Origin of the sequence: Streptomyces sp. NPDC057565 (assembly GCF_042801455.1) — a bacterium.
Lineage (GTDB): Bacteria > Actinomycetota > Actinomycetes > Streptomycetales > Streptomycetaceae > Streptomyces > Streptomyces yanii.
In genome coordinates, this window is sequence record NZ_JBHVFU010000154.1 from 1 (window position 1) to 2,816 (window position 2,816).

At 68.4% G+C, this 2,816-nt stretch carries 2 protein-coding genes; both read right to left on the reverse strand.

Annotation, left to right across the window (positions count from 1 at the left end):
• Nucleotides 1-134: 134 nt before the first annotated feature.
• Nucleotides 135-1,805 carry a phosphoenolpyruvate--protein phosphotransferase gene (gene ptsP, locus ACFU8W_RS52230; RefSeq protein ID WP_384052915.1) on the reverse strand — a complete coding sequence of 557 codons (1,671 nt, stop codon included), beginning with the start codon at nucleotides 1,803-1,805 and terminating at the stop codon, nucleotides 135-137.
• Nucleotides 1,806-1,880: 75 nt separating this feature from the next.
• The gene (locus ACFU8W_RS52235) at nucleotides 1,881-2,330 is read right to left on the reverse strand and encodes a PTS glucose transporter subunit IIA (protein WP_384052917.1); all 450 of its coding nucleotides are present in this window, start codon (nucleotides 2,328-2,330) and stop codon (nucleotides 1,881-1,883) included.
• Nucleotides 2,331-2,816 lie beyond the last annotated feature (486 nt).

Consider the following 2,816-nt stretch of genomic DNA (forward strand, 5'->3'; position numbering starts at 1 on the left):
AACGCTCGACTGGGAAACCCCAGCCGAGCGCCTGCATAAACTGCTCGCGACCTGATCAACACGACCACGTGTTGCGACGACCCCTAGAAACCGCCCTGTGGCGGGGAGCCCCTTCGCGACCGGCTGCGCGGGACCTACTCGCCCGACAGCACCGCCTGAGCCGCGAGCCGCGCCTCATCGGCGGAATCCGTGGCGCGCGCGGCAGCAGCGGCACGCTCGCACTGCGCGAGCGTGTGCTTCGCCAGCGTGGCCCGGACATAAGGAATGGACGCGGCACCCATCGACAGGGAGGTGACACCCAGACCGGTCAGCACACAGGCGAGCAGCGGATCGGCGGCGGCCTCACCACAGACGCCGCAGCTCTTGCCCTCGGCCTTGGCCGCATCGGCCGACAGTGCCACGAGGTCCAGCAGCGCGGGCTGCCACGGATCCTGCAGCCGGGACACCGCACCCACCTGACGGTCGGCGGCGAAGGTGTACTGCGCCAGGTCATTGGTGCCCAGCGACAGGAACTCCACCTCCTGCAGGATCGAGCGGGCCCGAAGAGCGGCGGACGGAATCTCCACCATCGCGCCGAACTTCGCCTGCAGCCCGGCCGCCCGGCACGCGTCGGCGAACGCCTTCGCATCCGTACGGTCCGCCACCATGGGCGCCATGACCTCCAGATGGACGGGAAGCCCCTCGGCCGCCTTCGCCAGCGAGGTCAGCTGGCTCCGCAGCACCTCCGGGTGGTCCAGCAGAGTGCGGAGCCCCCGCACACCCAGCGCCGGGTTCGGCTCGTCCGCGGGCGTCAGGAAGTCGAGCGGCTTGTCCGCGCCGGCATCCAGCACCCGCACCACGACACGCCCCTCGGGGAACGCCTCCAGCACCGCCCGGTACGCCGCGACCTGCTTCTCCTCGGACGGTGCCTGCTTGCTGTCGTCCAGGAACAGGAACTCCGTACGGAACAGCCCCACACCCTCGGCACCGGCCTCGACCGCCGCCGGCACGTCGCCGGGCCCGCCCACATTGGCGAGCAGCGGCACCTTGTGACCGTCGGACGTCGCACCCGGACCGGTCGACGCGGACAGCGCAGCCTTGCGTGCAGCCGCAGCGCTCTCCATCTCGGCACGCTTCTCGTCGCTCGGCTCGACGAAGATCTCGCCGGTGCTGCCGTCCACCGCGATCACGGTGCCCTCGGCCAGCTCACAGGCCCCGGGGAGAGCCACTACGGCCGGCACACCGAGCGCCCGCGCGAGAATCGCACTGTGACTGGTCGGTCCGCCCTCCTCGGTGACGAAGCCGAGCACCAGCGTGGGGTCGAGCAGCGCCGTATCGGCAGGCGCCAGATCCCGTGCGATCAGTACATACGGCTCGTCGCTGTCCGGTACACCCGGCATCGGCACACCGAGCAACCGCGCCACGATCCGGTTGCGCACGTCGTCGAGGTCCGCGACCCGCCCCGCCAGGTACTCCCCGGCACCGGCGAGCAGAGCCCGGTAGGCGGCGAAGGCGTCGTACACCGCACGCTCGGCACTGCTCCCGACGGCGATCCGACGGTCCACATCGGCCATCAGCTCGGGGTCCTGAGCCATCAGGGCCTGCGCCTCGAGCACGGCCTGCGCCTCGCCGCCGGCCAGATTGCCGCGCGCAATCAGGTCGGCCGCGACAGCGTCGACAGCCTGACGAGCACGTCCCTGCTCGCGCTCGGCCTCCTCCGCCGGGATCTGTTTGGCCGGCGGCTCCAGCACGGCCGTACCCATGTGCCGAACCTCGCCGATCGCCACACCGTGGCTCACGCCGACGCCTCGCAGCGTTGTCTCCATTTCACCGTCTCCGATTGTGCGGCGATCCCGTGCCACCGCGATGTGTACCGACTGCCTGTCACTGCGCCGAGTGCGTCACTGCCAACCGAACAGCGCCTCGCCGACCTTCACATCCCCGTCCTCACGGACGTCGGAGAGCGACTCGACAGTGGCCTCCAGCGCCACGACGGGGCAGATCGGGGACTTGCCGGCCTCTTCCACCGCGACCGGGTTCCAGCGCACGATGCCCTGACCGCGCGTGACGGTGTCGCCCTTGTTGACGAGCAGTTCGAAGCCCTCGCCATTGAGCTGCACGGTGTCGATGCCCAGGTGGGTCAGCACCCCATGCCCCTGCTCGTCCACGACGACGAACGCGTGCGGGTGCAGGGAGACAATGATTCCGTCCACGGGCGAAACGGCCTCCGACGGCTCGCGCACAGGATCAACGGCAGTTCCGGGCCCCACCATCGCGCCGGAGAAGACCGGGTCGGGTACCGCCGCGAGTCCGATGGCGCGTCCGGCAAGAGGGGACGTCACAGTGGTCATAGGGAGCCTCCCAGGGTGAAGCTTCATTTGGCGCCGCCGCGGCCTGTAGAGGGCGGCGTACTGTTCAGCAGCGTAAGTCATAAGAAGTCCCGGTTCCGCCCGAGTCCTGCGGCTTCACGGACCTAGGGGTGCACCGCAAACGATTTGCCTCGACTACCTGTGACCTGTAGTGTCGTACTCCTGCCTGGCCCCAACGCGACTTTGAGTCGGGGGTCGGCGGCGTCTATCAAGCCCAGACCTTAACCCGGATTCGGCACCTGCATGCCTGCATGCCTGCAGGCAGCTGGTCAAGGAAACGGAAAAGGCCTGATAGAGTCGGACTCGCCGGAAAGGGAAAAGCGAAAGCGAAAACCTGAAAGGCACAGAAATAAATCTTCTGCTTCGCAGGGGGCCCGCTTCGACCGGGAATCGGACACGAAAGAGTCTGATAGAGTCGGAAACGCAAGACCGAAGGGAAAGCCCGGAGGAAAGCCCGCGAGGGTGAGT

What these genes read in the sequence shown, in the direction of transcription:
- ptsP (WP_384052915.1), bottom strand. Translation starts at nt 1,805, where the DNA reads ATGGAGACAACGCTGCGAGGCGTCGGCGTGAGCCACGGTGTGGCGATC.
- ACFU8W_RS52235 (WP_384052917.1), bottom strand. Translation starts at nt 2,330, where the DNA reads ATGACCACTGTGACGTCCCCTCTTGCCGGACGCGCCATCGGACTCGCG.